Source organism: Phycicoccus sp. Soil803 (assembly GCF_001429685.1).
In the GTDB taxonomy this organism is placed as follows: Bacteria; Actinomycetota; Actinomycetes; order Actinomycetales; family Dermatophilaceae; genus Pedococcus.
Window position 1 is genome coordinate 3,457,133 of sequence record NZ_LMST01000001.1, and the last position, 20,201, is coordinate 3,477,333.

Sequence of the window (20,201 nt, forward strand, 5' to 3'; positions counted from 1 at the left end):
GGCGAGGACCGTGGTCCTCCGTGGTCGGCGGTCCTGCATCGAGGGCCGCACGCCTCAGGCGTTGCGCGCCCGGGCGGCGCTACGGGCGCGGATGGTCTGGTCGAGCTCGACCTTGCGGATGCGGACGGCCTCGGGCGTCACCTCGACGCACTCGTCCTCGCGGCAGAACTCGAGCGACTGCTCGAGGCTCAGCTTGCGCGGCGGCACGATCTTCTCGAAGTTGTCCGAGGAGGAGGCGCGCACGTTGGTGAGCTTCTTCTCCTTGGTGATGTTGACGTCCATGTCGTCGGCGCGGGAGTTCTCGCCGACGATCATGCCCTCGTAGACCTCGGTGGTCGGGTCGACGAACAGCGTCCCGCGCTCCTGGAGGTTGACCATTGCGTAGGCCGTGACCACACCGGTGCGGTCGGACACGAGCGAGCCGCTGGTGCGGGTCGTGATGGTGCCGAACCACGGCTCGTAGTCCTCGAACACGTGGTGGGCGATACCGGTGCCGCGGGTCTCGGTGAGGAAGAGCGTGCGGAAGCCGATCAGGCCGCGGGACGGCACCAGGAACTCCATCCGGACCCAGCCGGTGCCGTGGTTGGTCATCTGCTCCATGCGGCCCTTGCGGGTGGCCAGGATCTGCGTGATCGCACCGAGGAACTCCTCGGGGGTGTCGATCGTGAGGCGCTCGACCGGCTCGTGGGTCTTGCCGTCGACCTCGCGGGTGACCACCTGCGGCTTGCCGACGGTCAGCTCGTAGCCCTCGCGTCGCATCTGCTCGACGAGGATGGCCAGGGCGAGCTCACCTCGACCCTGCACCTCCCAGGCGTCGGGGCGCTCGGTGGGGAGGACGCGCAGCGAGACGTTGCCGATGAGCTCCTTGTCGAGGCGGTCCTTGACCATCCGCGCGGTGACCTTCGAGCCACGCACACGACCCACCATGGGGCTGGTGTTGGTGCCGATGGTCATGGAGATGGCCGGCTCGTCGACGGTGATGACGGGCAGCGGGATGGGGTTCTCGGCGTCGGCGAGGGTCTCGCCGATCATGATCTCCGGGATGCCGGCGATGGCGATGATGTCGCCGGGGCCGGCGGACTCGGCCGGCTTGCGCTCCAGCGCCTCGGTCATCAGCAGCTCGGTGATCTTGACCCGCTCGACGGTGCCGTCGACCTTGCACCAGGCGACGTGCTGGCCCTTGCGGATCGTGCCGTTGTGCACGCGGAGCAGGGCCAGGCGGCCGAGGAAGTTGGAGGCGTCGAGGTTCGTCACGTGCGCCTGCAGCGGCGCCTCGTCGTCGTAGACCGGCGCGGGGATCGTCGAGAGGATCGTCTCGAAGAGCGCCTCGAGGTCCTCGGCGTCCGGAAGGCCGCCGTTCTCCGGGCGGTTCATCGACGCGCGGCCGTTCTTGGCTGAGGCGTAGACGATCGGGAACTCGATCTGGTGCTCGTCGGCGTCGAGGTCCATGAACAGCTCGTAGACCTCGTCGACGACCTCGGCGATGCGGGAGTCGGGCCGGTCGACCTTGTTGATGCAGAGGACGACGGGCATCTTGGCGGCGAGCGCCTTGCGCAGCACGAACCGGGTCTGCGGGAGGGGGCCTTCCGACGCGTCCACGAGCAGCACGACGCCGTCGACCATCGACAGGCCGCGCTCGACCTCGCCACCGAAGTCGGCGTGGCCCGGGGTGTCGATGATGTTGATCGTCGCGCCATCGGGCAGGCCCGCCTCGGCGGCCGCCTTGCCGGCGTAGTGGATGGCGGTGTTCTTCGCGAGGATGGTGATCCCCTTCTCGCGCTCCAGGTCGCCGGAGTCCATCGCCCGCTCGTCGACGTGCTGGTGCTCGCCGAACGCACCGGCCTGCCAGAGCATCTTGTCGACCAGCGTGGTCTTTCCGTGGTCGACGTGGGCAACGATGGCGACATTGCGGATGTCACCGCGGGTCTTCATGGGCATGAGCACCATTGTCTCAGGCTTTCGAGCACGCCCTGACCACAGCGAGTGCACGCATCCGCACGCAAACCACCGAAGGTGAGGTATGCCGCGTTGCCGCCCCCGCGGCATACCTCACCTTTATCGGGTCTAGCAGGAAGGTTGACCTTCGCACCGGAAGCAAAGTCGAGTGAAGGTCAATGTTCCCCCTAGACCCGATAAAGATGGGGGGCGATCGCGTCGACGATGGGGAGGTCCGCCGGGAGCCACGGCACGGCGTGGAGCTCGTCGACGGCCAGCCAGCGCAGCTCGTCGTGGTCCTCGATCGGTGCGGGCTCGCCCGCCGTGACCGTCGCGAACCACACGGCCATCGCCCACGACTCGCCGAGCGGCCACCGGCCACCCTCCAGCGGTCCGGGCACCCGCTCCCCCAGCGCTACCGCGACACCGAGCTCCTCGCGCAGCTCGCGGTGCAGCGCCTCCTCGGGCGTCTCGCCGGGATCGACCTTGCCGCCGGGGAACTCCCACCCACCCGCGAGCGCAGGCGGTTCGGTGCGCCGGGCGGCCAGCAGCCGCGTGGGGCGGGCCAGGTCGTCGACGACCGCGGCGCCCACGACCTCGCGGACTGGTCCTGCTGCCATTTCGGACATGTGTCTCACTTTTGTTAATTTCCGCGGCGCACGGGTGCAGCGACCGCAGTTCTCGCTAGGGTCTGCCGACAACCGCAGAAGGATTGCGCACGCACTCTTCCTGCGGAGGAGCACCACCCAGCACCACCCTTGGCGCCCGACCGGGTCGACCAAAGATCGCACATCAAGCGAGGTATACATGAAGCTCACGCGGAAGGCGGCCCCGGTCGCCTTGGCGACGACGCTGGCCCTCACGCTGGCAGCCTGTGCCCAGTCCGACCGAACCTCCGACGGCAATGCGTCGAGCGGCGGTGGGGACGTGAAGGACACCATCACCTTCGGCGCCGCCGGCGCCCCGGAGCTCTTCGACCCCTTCTACGCCACTGACGGTGAGACCTTCCGGGTCACCCGCCAGATGATGGAAGGCCTGGTCGGCATCAAGCCCGGCACGGCCGACATCGAGCCGGAGCTGGCCACCAAGTGGGAGGCTTCGGCCGACGGCAAGGAGTGGACCTTCTCCCTGCGCGAAGGCGTGAAGTTCTGGGACGGCGAGGCATTCAACGCCGCAGCGGTCTGCTACAACATGGAGCGCATGTCCGACCAGAACGAGGTCGCGGCAGGCGGACCGGCCGGCTACTGGGCCGACGTCATGGGCGGCTTCAAGAAGGACGGCGCCGACGCGCTCTACCAGGGCTGCACGGCCAAGGACGACATGACGGCGGTCATCAAGATCAGCCGCGCGACGTCCAAGTTCCCGACGGCGCTGTCGCTCGACTCGTTCTCCATGCAGTCGCCCAAGGCACTCAAGGCTGGGGACGCCAACAACGTCACCAAGCAGGGTGACGGCTTCGGCTACCCGGCGTACTCGAAGAACCCGGTCGGCACCGGCCCCTACAAGCTCGACAAGTACGACGAGGCCAACAAGACGGTCACGCTCGTGCGCAACGACGCCTACTGGGGCGAGAAGGCCAAGACGGCCAAGCTCGTGTTCAAGATCATCCCTGACGAGAGCACCCGTCGCCAGGAGCTCGAGGCCGGCAGCATCGACGGCTACGACCTCCCGAACCCGGCCGACTGGAAGGGTCTGAAGGACTCGGGCAACAACGTGCTCGTGCGCCCCGCCTTCAACATCCTCTACATGGGCCTCAACCCGGCCAAGAACCCGAAGCTGAAGGACCTCAAGGTCCGGCAGGCTCTCTACTACGCCCTCAACCGGGAACAGCTGGTCAAGACCCAGCTGCCCGAGGGCGCCCAGGTGGCGACGCAGTTCATGCCCGACACCGTGGCCGGTTACAACAAGGACCTGAAGCCCTACGCCTACGACAAGGCCAAGGCCCAGTCCCTGCTCAAGGAGGCCGGCGCCGAGGGCATGACCCTGACGTTCGCCTACCCGTCCGAGGTGTCGCGCCCGTACATGCCGGACCCGCAGAAGATCTACGAGGCGCTCCGTGGCGACCTCGAGGCGGTCGGCATCAAGGTCAACGTCGTCACCAAGCCGTGGAACGGTGGGTACCTCGACACGGTCGACAACGGTGGCTACGACGCGTGGCTGCTCGGCTGGACCGGTGACTACAACTCCCCCGACAACTTCATCGGGACGTTCTTCGGTGGCCTCAAGACGAACGACTTCCACACCAGTGCGACGTCGTACGGCGCGAAGCTCTCGGCGGACCTCGCTGCTGCGGACGCCATCGTGGACGAGGGCCAGCGCGCCGCCGCCTACGAGAAGCTGAACCAGGAGATCATGGAGCAGGACCTGCCGGGTCTGGCGATCAGCCACTCCCCGCCGGCCCTGGTCGTCAGCGCCAAGCTAAAGGGCCTCGTGGCCAGCCCGCTGACCGCTGAGACGTTCTCCTCGGTGACGGTCAGCAAGTGACCTGAGGCTCGCCTCAGAACAGCAATTCCAACGACTGTGGCCGTCCCAGCAGATTCGCTGGGGCGGCCACAGTCGTGTACAACCGACGATCGGTTGTGTCGGACCGTCGAACGTGATCGACTCCGGTCGTCCGAAACTGTCGCCAGTGAAGGAGATTGAGCCACCGTGCTGAGATTCATCCTGCGAAGGCTGCTGCAGATGATGGGCGTCGTCATCGTCCTGTCGCTGCTGGTCTTCCTGTGGTTGCGCAGCCTGCCGGGGGGCACGGTCTCCGCGATCCTCGGCGAGAAGGCCACCCCCGCGCGGCGGGCGGCCCTCGAGAAGGCGCTCGGCCTCGACGAACCGCTCTACGTGCAGTACTGGGAGTTCGTGAAGCGGGCGGTCAAGGGCCAGTTCGGGTCGAGCACGGGTGTGCTCCCCGGCGTGGACGCGTTCCAGATCTTCCTCCAGCGGTTCCCCGCGACCGTCGAGCTGAGCATCTTCGCGCTGGTGCTCGCGGTCGCGCTCGGCATCCCCCTGGGCTACATGGCCGCCCGACGCCGGGCGAGCTGGTTCGACAACCTCTCCGTCGTCGGCTCGCTCATCGGCGTCGCCGTGCCGGTCTTCTTCCTCGCCTTCCTGCTCAAGTACGTCTTCGCGGTCAACCTGCACTGGCTGCCGGTGTCGGGACGCCAGGACCCGGGCCTCGACGCCACCCGCGTCACCGGCTTCTTCGTCCTCGACGGCCTGCTGACGCGGGAGTTCGACGCGGCGTGGGACGCCATCAAGCACCTCATCCTCCCCGGCCTCGCCCTCGCGACCATCCCGTTCGCGGTGATCTTCCGCATCACCCGCGCCGCGGTGCTCGAGGTGATGGACGAGGACTACGTCCGCACCGCCGAGTCCAAGGGCCTGACCGCCCGGGTCATCCGCGGCCGCCACATCCTGCGCAACGCCCTCCTGCCCGTGGTGACCACCATCGGCCTGCAGACCGGTGGCCTGCTCGTCGGCGCGGTCCTCACCGAGCGGGTCTTCTCCTTCGGCGGCCTCGGCGAGGCCACGGCGCTGTCGTTCGAGCGGAAGGACTACGCGGTGCTCCAGGTCCTCCTGCTGATGTTCGCGGTGACCTTCGTCATCATCAACCTCCTGGTCGACATCGCGTATGCCGTGATCGACCCCCGGATCCGGACGAGGTGACCCCGTGCCCAACCCCCTCAACCCCCGCGCCCGCAAGCAGCGGATCGACGACCTCGCCGCGAGCTCTGCCACTGGCTCCCGCTCCGGCGGGGTGGCCGTCGACGACCACGTCGTCGACAGTGCCGGCCACGTCGAGGAGGGTGCCGGTGTCTCCCTCATCGCCAGCGCCTGGCGCCGGCTCCGCCGCAACCCGGTCTTCCTCCTCGGCCTGGCGATCAGCGCGCTGTTCATCCTGCTGGCGATCTTCGCCCCCCTGATCGCTCCGCACGACCCCGCGGCACGTTTGCTCATCGACCAGGTCCGACCCCAGAGCAACCCGATTCCCGGACCACAGGCGGGCTTCCCGCTGGGCGCCGACAACTCCGGTCGCGACATCCTGTCCCGGCTCATCGTGGGCTCGCAGCAGACGCTGCTCGTCGGCGTGATGGCCACCTCGTTCGGCTTCCTCGGGGGCCTCACCCTGGGCACCATCGCCGGCGCGTTCGGCGGCTGGGTCGACTCGGTCGTCATGCGACTCGTCGACGTCATGCTGTCGATCCCGTCGCTGCTGCTCGCGGTCTCCATCGCCGCGCTGGCCTCCCAGCCGAGCCAGTGGACCGTCATCATCGCCATCGCGACGGTGCAGGTGCCGATCTTCGCGCGACTCCTGCGGGGGTCGATGCTCGCGCAGCGGGCCAGCGACCACGTCCTCGCCGCCCGGGCCCTCGGGGTCAAGCGGTCGGCGATCGTCTTCCGGCACATGCTGCCCAACGCCCTCGGGCCGGTCATCGTCCAGGCCACCCTCGTCCTGGCCGGAGCCATCATCGACGCGGCGGCGCTGTCCTTCCTCGGTGTCGGCAACCCCGACGACCGCAAGCCGGAGTGGGGACAGATGCTCGGCAAGGCCCAGCCCTACATCTACGACCACCTCACCCTCGCGGCCTACCCGGCGCTGTGCATCATCGTCGTGGCGCTCGGCTTCACCCTGATGGGTGAGTCGCTGCGCGAGGCCCTCGACCCCAAGAGCAGGAGGTAGGGCGACCATGACCGAGACACTGGAGAACGTCCAGACCCGAGGCAACCGGGAGGAACCCCTCCTGTCAGTGCGCGACCTGCGCGTCACCTTCACCCGGCAGGGCGAGGAGCCCTTCGTCGCCGTCGACGGAGTGAGCTTCGACGTCCGACCGGGGCAGACGGTGGGCCTGGTCGGCGAGTCCGGCTGCGGCAAGTCGGTCACGTCCCTGGCCATCATGGGCCTGCTCCCCCAGCGCGGGGTCAGGGTCGAGGGCGAGGTCCTCTACGGCGGGACGAACCTGCTCACCCAGACCCGCGAGCAGATGCGTGACCGGCGCGGTCGTGACCTGGGCATGATCTTCCAGGACCCGCTGTCGTCGCTGAACCCCGTCGTGCCGATCGGGCTGCAGGTCACCGAGGTCCTCGAGCGCCACAAGGGGCTGTCCCGCAAGGCGGCCACGCCACTGGCCCGCGAGATGCTCGAGAAGGTCGGCATCCCCGACCCGACCCGACGCCTCAAGGACTACCCCCACCAGCTGTCCGGCGGCATGCGGCAGCGGGCCCTGATCGCGATGGCGCTGGCTTGCGAGCCCCGCCTGCTCATCGCCGACGAGCCCACGACCGCCCTCGACGTGACGATCCAGGCCCAGATCCTGGCGCTGCTGAAGGAGCTCGTGGAGGACACGGGCACGGCCCTCGTGATGATCACCCACGACCTCGGCGTGGTCGCCGGCCTGGTCGACCGGGTCAACGTCCTCTACGGCGGGCGCATCGTCGAGCGAGGCGACCGGCACCCGCTGTTCGCGGCGCCCCGGCACCCGTACACCCACGGCCTGCTCGCCTCGATCCCCCGGCTGGACGGGTCGCGCGGCGAGAAACTGACACCGATCCCGGGCTCGGTGTCCGACAACCTGCCGTGGGCCAACGCCTGTGCCTTCGCCCCACGCTGCTCACAGCCGATCGACGTGTGCGTCCAGCGCACTCCCGAGCTCGTCGAGGACGGTGCGCGAGCGTTGCGTTGCCACAACCCCGTGGAGGTGACCCGATGACCATCAGCGACGAGATCCTGGTCGACGTCAAGGGAGTGAAGGTCCACTTCCCGATCCGCAAGGGCGTCATCTTCGACAAGACCGTGGGGCACGTCTACGCGGTCGACGGGGTCGACCTGCAGATCCGCAAGGGTGAGACCTACGGCCTGGTCGGCGAGTCCGGGTGTGGCAAGTCCACGCTCGGCCGGGCGATCCTCAACCTCGAGCCGCCCACCGCCGGGTCGGTGGACTTCGAGGGGGTCGACATCGCGTCGCTCAAGGGTGAGGAGCTGCGCCACAAGCGGCAGGACATCCAGATGGTGTTCCAGGACCCGATGGGCAGCCTGGACCCGCGCCAGACGGTCGAGTCCCTGCTGCTCGAGGGCATGAAGGCGCACGGCCTCGCGAAGGACGCCAAGCAGGCCGGCAAGCGGCTGCGCGAGCTGCTCAAGGCGGTGGGGCTGCCCGCGGCGGCGCTCAAGAAGTACCCGCACGAGTTCTCCGGCGGCCAGCGGCAGCGCATCGGGATCGCCCGGGCCCTGTCGGTGAACCCGAAGCTGATCGTCGCCGACGAGCCCGTCTCGGCGCTCGACGTGTCGGTGCAGGCCCAGGTGATCAACCTGCTCGAGGAGCTCCAGGACGAGTTCGGCCTCACCTACCTCGTGGTCGCCCACGACCTCGCCGTCGTGCGCCACATCAGCGACCGGATCGGCGTGATGTACCTCGGGGCGCTCGTCGAGGAGTCCGACGCAGAGGATCTGTACACCAAGCCGCTGCACCCCTACTCGCGAGCCCTGATGTCCGCGGTGCCCGTGCCGGACCCGATCATCGAGGACCGCCGCGAACGCATCCTGCTCACCGGCGACCTGCCCTCACCGGCCAACCCGCCCAAGGGCTGTCGCTTCCACACCCGCTGCCCGTGGCGGCAGGAGACCAGGTGCGACACCGAGCGCCCCGAGCTGCGCGTCATCAGCATCGACGGCGTGCCGGCGAGCCACCGCGTCGCCTGCCACTTCGCCGAGCAGATCTCGGCCGGCGAGCTGAAGCCCCACGAGGTCAAGGCCCAGATCACGACCCAGGAGGAGCACGGTGACGACACCGACTTCATGGGTCCCGCCTCGGTCCAAGAGGCCCTCTGACCGCCCCGACCACCACGGCAGGTATGCCGCGTGCGCACCGAGCGCACGCGGCATACCCGTGCCTGGGGCGCGGTGACGTCGTGAGGTCAGTTGAGGTGAGGCTGGGCTTCGATGACAGGCGCGGACTTCCTTGCCAGAGTTGGGACCATGAGCCGACTGCTGACCGACGAGGAGATCGGGCGCCAGCTGGGCGACCTGCCCGGCTGGACCCGCGAGGGTGACGAGATCAGGGCGAGCTACGAGGCGCCGGACTTCCCGACGGCGATCCGCCTGGTCGACGAGGTGGCCGTCGAGGCGGAGGACATGGACCACCACCCCGACATCGACATCCGTTGGCGCACAGTCACCTTCGTGCTCTCCACCCACTCGGAGGGTGGACTGACCCAGCTCGATGTCGAGCTGGCCCACCGGGTCGCCCAGTCGGCCGCTCGTCTGGGGGCGACCGCCAGTGGCTGAGGCAGCGACGCAGGTCGAACCCCACGACGGCGAACAGCACGAGCAGGGCATCGGGGCCAAGCTGAACTGGCTGCGCGCCGGCGTCCTCGGCGCCAACGACGGCATCGTCTCCACGGCCGGCATCGTCATCGGCGTGGCTGCGGCGACCGTCGAGCGGTCGACCATCGCGACCGCGGGCATCGCGGGTCTCGCCGCCGGGGCGATGAGCATGGCCGCCGGCGAGTACGTGTCGGTGAGCACCCAGCGCGACACCGAGAGGGCGTTGCTGGCCAAGGAGAAGCGTGAGCTCCGCGAGATGCCCGACGAGGAGCTGGAGGAGCTGGCCCAGATCTACCAGGACAAGGGGCTGACCCCAGACCTCGCGGCCGAGGTCGCCCGCCAGCTGACCGAGCACGATGCACTGGGCGCGCACGCCGAGGCCGAGCTCGGCATCGACCCCGAGGAGCTCACCAACCCGTGGCACGCCGCCTGGGCCTCGATGTCGGCCTTCACGCTCGGTGCCCTCCTGCCGCTGCTCGCCATCCTGCTGTCCCCGGCCGGCGACCGGATCTGGGTCACCGCGGTGGCCGTGGTCGTCGCGCTCGCGTTCACCGGGTGGGGCAGCGCCCGCCTGGGGCAGGCGCCCGTACGGCCCGCGGTGCTGCGCAACATCGCGGGCGGCCTGGTCGCGATGCTGGTGACCTATGCGATCGGCGCCCTGGTCGGCACCCAGGTCTGACGCGTCCCGGACCCGTCGCGCGCCGCCGCGGCCGGGCCCGCTCCCCAGTCGGGGTCGCCCACCGCCGTGCTCGGGGAACTCGGTCCCGCGCCGGGACGTTCACCGGTCTCTCCCCCCATCTGCAAGGACCGGTGATCCACCCAGCCATGTCTGGCTATTGGCTCGACATCGCCCTCGTCGGAGCACTCGTGCTCCTCAACGCCGTCTTCGCGGGGAGTGAGATGGCCTTGGTCTCCCTGCGTGAGGGGCAGCTGCGCCAGCTGGAACGCAGCGGCGGTGCCCGTGGGGAGCGCCTCGTGCGCCTCGCCCGCGACCCCAACCGGTTCCTCGCGACGATCCAGATCGGCATCACGCTGGCCGGCTTCCTGGCCTCCGCGACGGCGGCGGTGTCGCTGGCCGAACCGCTCGTGCCCCACGTGACCTTCCTCGGCTCCGCGGCCGAGCCCGTGGTCGTGGCCGGCGTGACGCTGGTGCTGGCGTTCGTCACCCTGGTGCTCGGCGAGCTCGCCCCGAAGCGGCTCGCGATGCAGCTGGCCCTCCCGTGGGCGCTCGCGGTGGCCCGGCCGCTCGACGTGCTCTCGACGCTGTCACGACCGGCGGTCGCCGTGCTGAGCGCTTCCACCGACCTCGTCGTCCGGCTGTTCGGCGGGCGGTCCGAGACGACCGCGGAAGAGATCTCGGCCGAGGAGCTGCGCGACCTGGTCACCAGCAACCCCGGGCTCGACGCCGAGCAGCGCGTCATCATCAGCGGGGCGCTCGACCTGCACGAGCGGCTGGTGCGCCACGTCCTGGTGCCCCGCGGCTCGGTGCTCTCGCTCGCCAGCGACCTGACCGTCGCGCAGGCCCGCGAGGCGATGGCTGCCGCGGGCCACTCCCGTGTCCCGGTGACGCTCGGCCACCACCTCGACCGGGTCCTCGGCATCGTCCACTGGGGCTCGGTCGTCGACGGCGACAACGACCTCGTCGGCTCCCGCGTGCAGCCCGCCCTGATGCTCCCCGACACGGTGCGCCTGTCGGACGCCCTGCGCCGGTTCCGTGAAGAGCGCCAACAGATGGCGATCGTCGTCGACGAGCACGGCTCCGTCGACGGCATCGTCACCCTGGAGGACCTGCTCGAGGAGGTGGTCGGCGAGATCTGGGACGAGAACGACCCTGACCTCGCCGCGGCCGACCGTGGCCCCGACGGGGTGCTGACCCTGCCGGGCACCTTCCCGGTCCACGACCTGCCCGACCTCGGTGTCGAGCTCGGCCTGCCTGCCTCCGCGGACTACTCGACCGTCGCCGGGCTCGTGCTCAAGGTGCTCGGGCGGGTGCCCGAGCGTCCCGGTGACGTCGTCGCCGTGGCCGACTGGACGGTGGAGGTCACCGGTGTCGCGCGGCGCGCGGTCACCGAGGTGCGGCTGCGCCCCGCCGAGACGACCCCGGGCAGCGACTGAACGGACTGGTCCGGAGCCCCGGCGAGCACGCGGCATACCGGCAGGAGATCCCCCCGATGACACTGGACAGGTGACACCCCAGGGGTTTGAATGCGCTGGTCACCCACGGGGGTGACCAGACTGTAGGGAGTCCGCATGAAGCTTCGTCGCGCGCTGGCCGTCTTCGGCATCAGCACCGCCATGGTCGGGGGCACCACCCTCGCCGCATCGGCCATCACCGGGGGCGACCTCGACGGCAACGGCCACCCGAACGTGGGCATGATCGCGTTCTACGACGGCACCGGCCGGTTCCGCTGCAGCGCCACCCTGGTGTCGCCGACCGTCCTGGTCACCGCAGCGCACTGCACCGACGGCACGGTCGGCAAGACCGCCGTGACCTTCAAGTCCGTGGTGGCGGAGGCCCCGCCGTCGCCGCTGCCGGCGGCCGCCAACCCGGCCGCGGGCTACACGTCGGCAGAGCTGACCGCGGCCGGCTTCCTCAGCGGCACCGCGCACACCCACCCGGGCTACTCGGACTTCACCGACCTGCGGAACTGGAACGACGTGGGCGTCATCGTCCTCGACGCCCCGGTCACCACCATCGCCCCGGCGACCATCGCCCCGACGAACTATCTCAACAAGTACACGCCCAACGTCCTGAACAAGACGCTGTTCACGGCGGTCGGCTACGGCACCGAGGTGCGCCAGGCCGAGAGTGGTCCCCAGAAGCCCACGCCGATGTCCTACCCGATCGTGCGTCGAGTCACCGACGAGGTGGGGCAGAAGCTCACGCCGCAGATCCTCCAGGTCAACGGCAACGAGAACGACCCGCGCGGTGGCGGTGGCACCTGCTTCGGCGACTCCGGTGGCCCGTCGTTCAACGGTGGCTACCAGGTGACCGTGACGAGCTACGGCTACACGTCCAACTGCCGTTACCTCGGTGGTCTGCAGCGGATCGACATCCCGGTCGTCCAGAGCTGGCTCGCAGGGTTCGGCGTGGGCCACGCCTGACCCGATCCGACGCGACGTGGCGGCGCCCCTCGTGGGCGTCGCCACGTTCGTCGTTCCGCAGGCTCCGGGCCGGCGCGACCAGCTCCGCGACGGCGCGACCAGCTCTGGGACGGCGCGACTACACGTCGTTCTTGCCCGTGGCGACGACGCCGACCACCGAGTCCGCCACAGCGGCCACCCTGACATGGGCCGGGGCGTGGGTGGCGGCCAGTGCGCTGCCGGTCCCGGTGACGGGGATGGACAGGGCGGCCAGGGCGAGGGCTGCGGCAGCGACCCGGTGACCGCGACGCTGGAACGGCGCGGGGCGGGCGGCGAGCGGAGCAGGACGGGTGGCGAGGGCGGCGGTGTTCATGGCTCCACCGTGCTGGGTCGCCGTCAAGCAGGGGTATGCGGTGCCTGTGGGCTCCCTGTGCGCGTCAGCCTCGCGGGTGGGCGCCCTCGCGGGTGGGCGCCCTCGGGGTCAGCCGCGCCCCTCGGCGGTGCGATCCGGTCCTGGAGCCGCGCCACGGAGCTCCTCGAAAGTCGGCCCGGACCGGGAGATCGCGTCGAGCAGGCCGGTCAGCGGCCGCGGCAGGGCGTCCAGGTCGAGCGCCCCGGCCAGCGCGCCGGCCATCAGCTCCTTGCGCCCCGACGCCGCCCCCGCGAACCGGTGCACCCGGTCGTGGAAGGAGCCGGAGACCCACGCTGGCTGCTGGGTCAGCATCGCGAACCGCTGGGTGAGTCCGAGCTCCTCCAGCACCGTCCGGGTGCCCGCCTCGCCCAGATGGCGCACCAGCTCGTCCTCGAGGTCCCGGTCGCAGACCTGGAAGCCCCACCAGGGCAGGTCGCCGGGCCCGTCCACGGCACAGCCGACCCGACGCAGGGCGCGGACGAAGAACGGCGCCTCCGGGGCGTCGCACATCCCCAGCACCCGCGGGCTGTCGGTCGCCTCGGTCGCGGCGAACAGGTGCCGACGGATGTTGGTGGCGCCGTGCATGTCGACCAGCTCGACCCCGCGCGCCTCCAGGGAGACCCCGGCGCGCTGCGCGACCACCCGCACGGCAGCGACGTCGGAGGCTCCCTCCAGCAGCACCCACACGGGCGTCGCTGGTCCGACCTGCGCGGGCACGGACACGGTCATACCGGTCAATCTGCCAGATCGACCCGCCCGGGCGCCGGGGCATTTCCGGCCGCAGTGGTCCCGCGACCGTGGCGTGGTCGGGCCGCCTCAGCGGGGTCGTCGCGGGGTCAGCGGGGTCAGCGGGGCAGGGACTGCCCGGGGCAGGCGGTGAGCACCCGGACCATGGCGTCGCGCTCGGCGGCGGTGACAGCCAGCGCGTAGCGGTGCTTGACCGCGATCTGCCGTGCGACGTAGGCGCACCGGACCGCCTTGCGCGGCGGCAGCCAGGTGGCGGCGTCGCCGTCTCCCTTGCGCTGGTTGGTGGGCCCGTCGACGGCCAGGAGGTTGAGCGGGTCGTTGGCGAACGCCGTGCGGGTCTTCGTGGTCCACCGCTGGGCGCCCTTCTGCCACGCGTCCGACAGGGCGACGACGTGGTCGACCTGGACGGCGTTGGACGTGCCCGGGCCACGGACGAACGCGATGCGCGTGCCCGTGTACGGGTCGGTCAAGGTGCCGGTGAGCACCAGGCAGCCATGGGTGCCTGCCTTGAGGGTGGTGCCGGTGAGGTCGCGCCGCAGGATGTCGTTGCGGGTGTCGCAGCCGTTGCGGTCGACGTCGGCCCAGGCCTGCCCGAACAGGTCACGGTCGTAGCCGGTCCGCGGCGCCCGACCCTTCACCGTCAAGGTCGCCAAGGTCGTGACGGCCGTGCCCGGCCGCGCCGTTGCCGTCTGGGCGGGCGCGGGCTGGTCCTGCGACGAGGTATGCCGCGTGCTCGGCGCTGCGACGGCGCTCGAGGTCGTGGCTGGGAGACCCGCCGTGACGACCGCGGCCGTGATGGAGGGCGACGCCGGGTTGGTGGGCGACGCCGGGTTGGTGGTCCCGCTGCTCGACCCGGCGCGAGGGGTTGCGGACGCCGCCGAGTCGGCGCTGGCAGGCGCGCAGGCCGCGAGCGCGAGGACTGCGAGGATCGACCCAGCCAGAGCTGGCCGGTGGCGGTCGGATCGACGGATCATGAGGAGGGACAAGCACTTCCGGGCGTAGCAGGAAATGAGGAACGTTCACTCGGTGGCGGCCACGCTAGGCCGACGCCGACCACGCCTGCGCCGAAACCGGACAACCCTGCCCGAACGGACGAGCAGCCACTCGTCCGAGCTGCCCGAGCCGACAGCAGGCGGCTCCGGCGCGGAGCCCAATCGCGGGCCCCGCGCCGGAGCGGTCAACCATCTGGCGAGCCAGCTCAGAGGGTCGTGGTCGCCACGGTGAGGGTGAGCAGTCGGCTCTGACCGCCCCACAGCGCATACAGTCCACCGGTGCCGGTGCCCGTCTGCGTCACGGAGGTGATGGCGCCCAGCCCGCTGTTACCGGGGCAACCGTCTCCGACAGCCGGGATGTTCGTGCCGGTCGAGGTGACCGTGCCGAAGCCGGTGAGGTACCAGCCCGTCATCGGCCCCTGCTTGCCGCTGCTGTTGGTGCGGGAGTCGCTGCCCACGGTCGTGTTGACCGAGGAGCGCTTGGTGTTCGTGATGACGTGGTGCCCGCCGGGGTTGTCGAACTCGCAGACGACCTCGTAGGTGGCGGTGCTGTCATAGGCGAACGTCACGCCTGCGACGTTGTCCTGCATGGCCTTGTTGTTCCAGCCGTAGGCGCTCTGGACCTCTCCCTTGCCGACCCAGCCCACACCGCCTGCATCCATCGTGTACGCAGACGCCGACCCGGCTGCTGCCAGCAGCAGCCCGGCCCCCAGCGCGGCTACAGCCACAGTCTTCCTGAACATGAGCAAGTCCCCTCGATCACGGGCGACCCCTGCGGTCTCCCTGGGGCGAAGGATGGCCCAGCCGGACCAAGGTAGGTATGGATTTGGTCAAGTAGCGGTCAAGGCAAGGCCAAGTTGCACCCGTTCAGGTGAGGACATCCGCGACCTACCGGACAATTGCCCACTCGAGGCGCCGGGATGGGCGCCGGCCTGCCCGCATCCGACCTCGTCCGAACGGGCGACGGGTTCGGCGAACCGCCGCCGGACCCGAGCCGGCTCCAGATACTGGCCCTGTGGCGCGCGAGGACTTCGCGGAGCTCCTCTCCAAGGCACAGGCCGGCGACGAGGAGGCTTTCTCGCGCCTGTGGCTGGACCTCAACCCCCGTCTCGTGCGCTACCTCTCGTTGGAGCCCGGCGGTCATGCCGAGGACCTGGCAGCCGAGACGTGGATCTCGGTGATCAAGGGCCTTCGTCGGTTCCGTGGCAACGAGGTCGAGTGGCGCGCCTGGGTGTTCACCACGGCCAGGCGGCGAGCCCTGGATGCCGCCCGGCGCCGCTCCCGGCGACCACGGGAGGTGCTCGGCGACCCCAGCGAGCAGGCGTGGGCGGTTCCCGACCCGAGCCTCGGCGTGCTGGAGGACCTGAGCCCGGGATCGGTGGTCGCCCTGTTGTCGACCCTGCCTGCGGTGCAGGCCGAGGTGTTGGCCCTTCGAGTCATCGCTGGACTGCCGGTGGAGACCGTGGCCGCGATGGTGGGCAAGAGCCCGGGAGCCGTCCGGGTGTCGGCCCATCGCGGACTGCGGACCCTCGCAGCGACCCTGCGGAGCCAGGGTGTAACGCAGTAACCGCTGGCGGCGCTTCATCCAGTGCCATGACTGATTTCACCGACCCCACCGGCAGCGGCGCCGAGCCCGAGATCTCGGACGCCGACCTGGACTCGATGCTCAAGGGCCATCGTCCCCTCGAGGGCGCCCCCGAGGTCCAGCGGGTTGCCGACGCCATGAACGCACTGACCTCGCCGCCCGAGCGCAGCGAGCTGGCCGGCTATGCGAAGGCCATGACCGCCTATGGCAGCACCTTCGCCCAGCCCCGATCCCGAAGGGTCGCCATGATCCCCTCAGCAACTGGTCTCAGGGCCCTCGCATCCGCGGCGGGCGCCGCGGTCGCACTGGGCGGTGTGGCGACGATCGTCTTCGCCTCGGGTGCGATGGGCCCGGCTCATCCGACTCCGGTCGCGCCGGTGGCCACCAGCGCGACGACCGATGCCGCGAAGCCGACGCCGAAGCCTGACAAGACCGGCACACCCGTGGGCCCCGACGCGTCCGGTCCGGCCGCGTTCGGACTCTGCAACGCCTGGACCCACCACCAGGCCCAGGACAAGGACAAGCCCGGCAGCTCGGTGGCCTTCCGCAACCTGGCCAAGGCCGCAGGAGGCGAGGCAAAGATCGCCGCCTACTGCGCGAAGATCCCCCACCCCGGCTCTTCTGGTGCCACCAAGACGCCCAAGGGCACCTCGACCTCCAGGACACCGAAGGGGACCTCGACGTCCAAGAGCAAGGCACCAGCGACGCCGCCGGGCCAGTCCAAGACCACCCTGCCCACGGCGACGCTGACCACACCCGGGCCCGTGACCACCCTCCCCACGAACGCCCCATGAACCGGTTCGACGCCCGGAGGACAGGGACCCTACGGCGCCGCCTGGGGAGTGAACGGTCGGACCGCGGCGCGGTCGCGGTGACCGTCGCAGTGATGATGGTGGTCCTGGTGGGCATCGGAGCCTTCACCCTCGACTTCGGCGTGTCCTATGCCAGCACCCGACGGCTCCAGGCCGCCTCGGATGCCGCGGCGCTGGCGGCCGCGAACGTCTTCGCGGACAAGACCGGCAGCTGCGCGACGATCCTCGCCACCCCGGCGTGGACCGCCGCCGCAGCCAGCGCTGCCTCCGCCATCCGCGAGGACAACCGACCGGGCAGCACCGAGGCCAGCTACAGCGCCACCTGCACCACCAAGGGGTCCATCCAGGTCCGGTACGTGTCGGGGGGCTCCACGCCCACCCTGCTCGGCGGGATCTTCGGTCACAACGGCCCGTACTCCACCACCCGACCCGCCACCGCCATCGTCTCCGCGCCCTCCGAGGCGATCGGCGTCCGGCCCTACGCGGTCTGCGGGAGCCAGCTGCCCACGGTGCTGCCCTCCACGGTCTTCCAGATGACGCTCCCCTCGACCGGGAACACCATGTGTCCCGGCGCCAGCAGCAGCGGCAACTGGTGGTCCATCGACTGCCCCGAGGCCGGCAGCAACAGCACCACCTACCTGGGCACGGCGACCCAGAACGGCTGCACCGACCCGATCTCGATCGTCCCCAACCAGACCCCGCGCACCGGCTCCGCCCTGCGCACCTACCTGGAGGGCAGCTGCCCGGCGAAGTCCAGCTCCTGCCTGGCAGCCAACAGCGGCAACCTGGGTGGCACACCGATCCTGCAGGCCTGGGACTCCTTGGTGAGCACGCACAAGCAGATCCTGCTGCCGGTGTTCTGCGGGGTGCCACCCTGCGACCAGTCGGCGGTGGTCAACGCCGGCGGCAACAACGCCATCTACCCGGTCCAGGCGCTGATCGGTGTGGTCGTCTGTGGCTACCACTTCGGAGGCCAGGACAGCTCGGGGCTGAGCATGACCGGCGAGTGTGCCGGACCCACCAACAACCCCTCGTCGTTGACCCCGGCGACGGGAGACAACCAGACCAACTACCTCTTGCTCAAGGCCGTGAAGCTGCGGCTGTCCGGCTCGAGCCACGAGAGCGACTGCGCCCTCGGCACGTCCTGCGACCTCCAGGTGCGGCAGGTCTACCTCATCGAGTAGCACTGCGAGGGGGCGACCAAGGCCGGCAGTGGTTCACCAGCGGCTCGAGTCGCTGCCTCCGTTGGCACGCGCCGCCGGGGACGCCGTGTCACCATGACGCATGACTGCAGAGCTGGACGTCCTCTCGGTGGGGTACGCCGACGAACGCGTGGCCAGCACCGTGGTCCTCATCCGGGACGGGTCGCACGCGGTGGTGGTGGATCCCGGGATGGTGTCCCACCGCGGCAAGATCCTCGACCCGCTCGAGGCGCTCGGGCTGCAGGCCTCAGACGTCCGCGACGTGGTCTTCAGCCACCACCACCCCGACCACACGCTGAACGCAGCATTGTTCGAGCGAGCCCGGTTCCACGACTTCTGGGCCGTCTACGAGGGCGACACGTGGACCGACCGTCCGGCGGACGGGTTCGAGGTCTCCCCTCGGTGCGGCTGATGGCGACGCCCGGACACACGGCCCAGGACATCACGACCCTGGTTGACACCGCAGAGGGCCTGGTCGCCTGCACCCACCTGTGGTGGTCCGAGGACGGTCCCGACCAAGACCCCCTCGCGGAGGACCAGGCCACCCTGGAACGGTCTCGGGCTGCCCTGCTGGCGCTGGAGCCGGTGCTCATCGTGCCCGGCCACGGCGCACCGTTCCGGCCCGACCAAGTCAGACGTTGAAGCGGAACTGCGACCCCGGGCTTTGGGCCTGTGTTGCGGCGGTATTTGCGCTGGTCAGCGCTCCGACTGGCTTCGGTTGTGTGACGGTGGCTGCCGCAGGGCGTGAATCTCGTGTGCCCCAAATGTGCCCCAGAAGGGCTGGGCAGGGAGAGCCACCGACCCGATCGCGGAGCAGTGGAGGGCGGCGCTCGAGTCGGTCAAGGCCGCCCTGACATGAACGCCGATGTGGCGGTACACGGAGTGTGCACCGTGACCTGGCTGGGAGCTCGGCCTTGACGGGCTCGTGAGTGCCGGCCGGAGGCTGCGGAGTCGGGTCGGCGGCTCGGTGGTGAGGAGTGCCTCGGACAAGATCCGGGGCACTTCGTCTGTTCGCGGGGTGCGTTGGGGTGCGCGAGGACGGCGCGCCAGCGCCGCCCGCAGCGCGGGGCCCCATCGCGGGGCCCCGCGTCGCGGCGAAGCCGCGCTTGAGCCATGTGAAGAAAGTCCTCACCGATTCGCACACGTCACGGATGCGTGCTCGCTGTGCTTCGTCGTCTGATGCGTGCCACCTGGACGCGGCTCGCGGCGTGCCCGGTTGTCAGTCCGGGGGCCACGCGCGGTTCACGGCTCTACGACGCAGTTGCACAGAAGGCTCCCGTCTCTCGCTGAGCCTGCATGGACAGCCGGACGCGTGTCGCCATATCGGGCCAAGGCTGTCGAGTAGCGATCGTGGAACACAATCCGAGTCACGTCCTCGAAGCGCCACTGGCCGGGCTCGCGGGACCAATGGCCCTCGGGCCCGATGAGGTGGATGTCGAACTCCTCCGCGCCGAGCCGACAGAGGTGGCCGATGAGCAACGCGTCCTCGTCGGTCGCCTCGGTGTGCACGACGATCAGCTGTGCGCTGTCGGCGGCGGCGTGTAGGACCGCTGGTGTCGTCGCACTGGGCGGCAATCGAAAGCCCACGGCCGGTCGGCCCAGGCCCGCAATCGCCCGCTCGGTGTAGGCAGCCTTGTCATCGTCATCGTGATCGAGCTCGGTGACGTCCTGAAGGCGCACGATGTCATAGCCGTCGATGTAGGCGGTATCCATCAACCGGTGTAGCGCGACCCAGTCGCCGGAGATACCGACCACGAATCCGCGGACTTCTTCAGCCCACCAATCGTGCTCGCGAACGATGCGAACCGGCCGCTGTGATTCCAGTGCTTCAGCCAGGGCGTCTGCAACCGCTGCTTGGGATTGGGGCATGGGCGAAGCATGTCAGGCTGGTGGGTGCAGCGCGCGGGAACAACCCAGCCGGCGGATCTGCCGTGAACCACCTGCCGACGAGGGCGAGCGCACGCTGCGCGGCATGATCGGGCGGTTCGTGCAGTCCTCGCGTGCCGGGTCGTCGAACCGGACGGCTGGTGCCGTTGAGACCGGCGGCTTCAGACCCCCCACCTACACCCTCGATTGGGATGAGCCCTCTATCGTCGGTCCATGACCACTCGACTGAA

General features: G+C 70.0%; 21 protein-coding genes. 14 read left to right on the forward strand and 7 right to left on the reverse strand.

The window, feature by feature from the left end; genetic code table 11:
* Window positions 1-54: 54 nt before the first annotated feature.
* Together typA and ASG95_RS16030 are read right to left on the reverse strand one after the other, a co-directional pair.
* On the reverse strand, window positions 55-1,938 hold the full coding sequence (typA, locus tag ASG95_RS16025; protein ID WP_057378952.1) for a translational GTPase TypA: 1,884 nt from the start codon (window positions 1,936-1,938) through the stop codon (window positions 55-57).
* 185 nt (window positions 1,939-2,123) lie between these two features.
* Window positions 2,124-2,564 (reverse strand): (deoxy)nucleoside triphosphate pyrophosphohydrolase, encoded by a 441-nt coding sequence (locus tag ASG95_RS16030; RefSeq protein ID WP_056923925.1) that lies wholly within the window; start codon window positions 2,562-2,564, stop codon window positions 2,124-2,126.
* 178 nt (window positions 2,565-2,742) lie between these two features.
* On the opposite strand from ASG95_RS16030, the gene ASG95_RS16035 reads away from it, so the two are divergent.
* The 9 genes from ASG95_RS16035 (at window position 2,743) to ASG95_RS16075 (ending at window position 12,355) form a co-directional block, all read left to right on the forward strand.
* Window positions 2,743-4,419, forward strand: coding sequence for an ABC transporter substrate-binding protein (locus ASG95_RS16035; protein WP_056923926.1), 1,677 nt, complete (start codon window positions 2,743-2,745; stop codon window positions 4,417-4,419).
* 165 nt (window positions 4,420-4,584) lie between these two features.
* Window positions 4,585-5,595, forward strand: coding sequence for an ABC transporter permease (locus ASG95_RS16040; RefSeq protein WP_056923927.1), 1,011 nt, complete (start codon window positions 4,585-4,587; stop codon window positions 5,593-5,595).
* Between the two features lie 4 nt (window positions 5,596-5,599).
* Window positions 5,600-6,610 carry an ABC transporter permease gene (locus ASG95_RS16045; protein WP_057378109.1) on the forward strand — a complete coding sequence of 337 codons (1,011 nt, stop codon included), beginning with the start codon at window positions 5,600-5,602 and terminating at the stop codon, window positions 6,608-6,610.
* Window positions 6,611-6,617: 7 nt separating this feature from the next.
* Window positions 6,618-7,637, forward strand: coding sequence for an ABC transporter ATP-binding protein (locus tag ASG95_RS16050; RefSeq protein WP_057378110.1), 1,020 nt, complete (start codon window positions 6,618-6,620; stop codon window positions 7,635-7,637).
* Window positions 7,634-8,755, forward strand: a complete 1,122-nt coding sequence (locus tag ASG95_RS16055; protein WP_056923930.1) for an ABC transporter ATP-binding protein — start codon at window positions 7,634-7,636, stop codon at window positions 8,753-8,755. Before ASG95_RS16050 ends, ASG95_RS16055 begins: the two co-directional genes overlap by 4 nt.
* Window positions 8,756-8,902: 147 nt before the next feature.
* Window positions 8,903-9,211: a 4a-hydroxytetrahydrobiopterin dehydratase gene (locus tag ASG95_RS16060; RefSeq protein ID WP_056923931.1), complete on the forward strand. Its 309-nt coding sequence runs from the start codon at window positions 8,903-8,905 to the stop codon at window positions 9,209-9,211.
* Window positions 9,204-9,929, forward strand: coding sequence for a VIT family protein (locus tag ASG95_RS16065; RefSeq protein ID WP_056923932.1), 726 nt, complete (start codon window positions 9,204-9,206; stop codon window positions 9,927-9,929). Before ASG95_RS16060 ends, ASG95_RS16065 begins: the two co-directional genes overlap by 8 nt.
* A gap of 146 nt (window positions 9,930-10,075) precedes the next feature.
* Entirely contained in the window at window positions 10,076-11,365 is a 1,290-nt protein-coding gene (locus ASG95_RS16070) for a hemolysin family protein (RefSeq protein ID WP_057378111.1), read from the forward strand.
* Between the two features lie 135 nt (window positions 11,366-11,500).
* Window positions 11,501-12,355 (forward strand): trypsin-like serine protease, encoded by an 855-nt coding sequence (locus ASG95_RS16075; protein WP_057378112.1) that lies wholly within the window; start codon window positions 11,501-11,503, stop codon window positions 12,353-12,355.
* Between the two features lie 118 nt (window positions 12,356-12,473).
* Here the strand turns inward: ASG95_RS16075 and ASG95_RS16080 are convergent, their stop codons facing one another.
* The 4 genes from ASG95_RS16080 to ASG95_RS16100 form a co-directional block, all read right to left on the reverse strand.
* Window positions 12,474-12,707 (reverse strand): hypothetical protein, encoded by a 234-nt coding sequence (locus tag ASG95_RS16080; RefSeq protein WP_057378113.1) that lies wholly within the window; start codon window positions 12,705-12,707, stop codon window positions 12,474-12,476.
* Window positions 12,708-12,815: 108 nt separating this feature from the next.
* Entirely contained in the window at window positions 12,816-13,475 is a 660-nt protein-coding gene (locus ASG95_RS16085; RefSeq protein WP_057378114.1) for a TOPRIM nucleotidyl transferase/hydrolase domain-containing protein, read from the reverse strand.
* 116 nt (window positions 13,476-13,591) lie between these two features.
* Window positions 13,592-14,467 (reverse strand): HNH endonuclease family protein, encoded by an 876-nt coding sequence (locus tag ASG95_RS20965; RefSeq protein ID WP_082592697.1) that lies wholly within the window; start codon window positions 14,465-14,467, stop codon window positions 13,592-13,594.
* 224 nt (window positions 14,468-14,691) lie between these two features.
* Window positions 14,692-15,228, reverse strand: coding sequence for a hypothetical protein (locus ASG95_RS16100; RefSeq protein ID WP_157582178.1), 537 nt, complete (start codon window positions 15,226-15,228; stop codon window positions 14,692-14,694).
* 272 nt (window positions 15,229-15,500) lie between these two features.
* Between ASG95_RS16100 and ASG95_RS16105 the strand changes: the two genes are divergently transcribed.
* The 5 genes from ASG95_RS16105 to ASG95_RS21845 all read left to right on the forward strand — a co-directional run bounded on the left by ASG95_RS16105 (window position 15,501) and on the right by ASG95_RS21845 (window position 18,726).
* Entirely contained in the window at window positions 15,501-16,052 is a 552-nt protein-coding gene (locus tag ASG95_RS16105; protein ID WP_056923937.1) for an RNA polymerase sigma factor, read from the forward strand.
* A 26-nt stretch (window positions 16,053-16,078) separates the two neighbouring features.
* Window positions 16,079-16,864, forward strand: a complete 786-nt coding sequence (locus tag ASG95_RS16110) for a hypothetical protein (protein ID WP_057378117.1) — start codon at window positions 16,079-16,081, stop codon at window positions 16,862-16,864.
* A gap of 77 nt (window positions 16,865-16,941) precedes the next feature.
* A complete protein-coding gene (locus tag ASG95_RS16115; protein WP_057378118.1) occupies window positions 16,942-18,066 on the forward strand; it encodes a pilus assembly protein TadG-related protein in 1,125 nt (374 codons plus the stop codon).
* 100 nt (window positions 18,067-18,166) lie between these two features.
* A complete protein-coding gene (locus ASG95_RS21840) occupies window positions 18,167-18,496 on the forward strand; it encodes an MBL fold metallo-hydrolase (RefSeq protein WP_200961925.1) in 330 nt (109 codons plus the stop codon).
* Window positions 18,496-18,726 carry a hypothetical protein gene (locus tag ASG95_RS21845; RefSeq protein WP_200961926.1) on the forward strand — a complete coding sequence of 77 codons (231 nt, stop codon included), beginning with the start codon at window positions 18,496-18,498 and terminating at the stop codon, window positions 18,724-18,726. The genes ASG95_RS21840 and ASG95_RS21845 overlap by 1 nt, the downstream gene beginning before the upstream one ends.
* Before the next feature lie 600 nt (window positions 18,727-19,326).
* Here ASG95_RS21845 and ASG95_RS16125 read toward each other — a convergent pair.
* Window positions 19,327-19,953 (reverse strand): hypothetical protein, encoded by a 627-nt coding sequence (locus tag ASG95_RS16125; RefSeq protein WP_157582181.1) that lies wholly within the window; start codon window positions 19,951-19,953, stop codon window positions 19,327-19,329.
* Window positions 19,954-20,201: the final 248 nt, after the last annotated feature.